The following is a 786-nucleotide window of genomic DNA, read 5'->3' on the forward strand; positions in this document are numbered from 1 at the left end:
TCTCGTCGCTGCCCTCACAGCGCCGACGCTCGGCTGGGTGCCGCTGGACGCGTTCGGCTGGTGGGCGGGCCGTCGGTACGGGCGCTCGGCGGTCGATCTCATCACCCGTGGGCATCCCAGGAGCGTCGAGTTCGCCGACCGTGTCGACCGGCTGACGGGGCGTTGGGGATTCGGTGCGCTGGTGCTCGCACCATGGTTGCCCGTCCCGAACCAGCTGATCTACGCGGCCACCGGATGGCACGGGATGTCGCTGCTCCGGTTCGTGATCGGCGATGCCATCGGCACGTTTCTGCGCACCGCGGCTGTCGTCGGTCTGGGCTACGCGCTCGGCGACGACGCGGTTGATCTCGCTACCGCAATCTCCCACGACACCGTGCTCAGCTTCGTCTCCCTGGGCGCCCTACTGATCGTCTGGACGGCCTTCCGTCATCGCCGGCGCCTTCGTGGCCTTGGTGCGCACTCGCGCTGGTGGCTGGCGGGAGGGGCACGGCGCGTCCGGATGCAGGCCGTCCCGACGGTCCGGAACCCGACGGTCCGGGACCAGCCTCCGGATGGCTCCTGACGGGCGCCGTCAGGTGGGCAGATCAGCCGAGCCGGCCAGCAGAGTGATCATCTCCTGCGTCGGGATCTCCCGTTCGGTGCCGAAGGCGATACCCACGATCGCGCGAACCCGCCCCGCCGAATCGGTAACCGGCAGGGCGACCGCGGCGTTCGCGTTCACCTCCCGGGCACCGGGTCGTACGTCGCCCGAGTCGTCGGTCTGCAGGTTACAGGTCTGTACAGCTT

1 protein-coding gene and 1 pseudogene are annotated in these 786 nt (G+C 69.7%); one reads left to right on the forward strand and one right to left on the reverse strand.

From position 1 onward, the window contains the following. Positions 1-562: DedA family protein (locus tag U9980_RS22715; protein ID WP_322769796.1), on the forward strand; the 562-nt coding region annotated here is incomplete at its 5' end. Positions 563-571: 9 nt separating this feature from the next. Here U9980_RS22715 and U9980_RS22720 read toward each other — a convergent pair. Next, positions 572-786, reverse strand: a pseudogene (locus U9980_RS22720) (GAF domain-containing protein); the annotation flags it as partial.

It is taken from the genome of Protofrankia sp. Cr1, assembly GCF_963555865.1.
Taxonomy (GTDB): domain Bacteria; phylum Actinomycetota; class Actinomycetes; order Frankiales; family Frankiaceae; genus Protofrankia.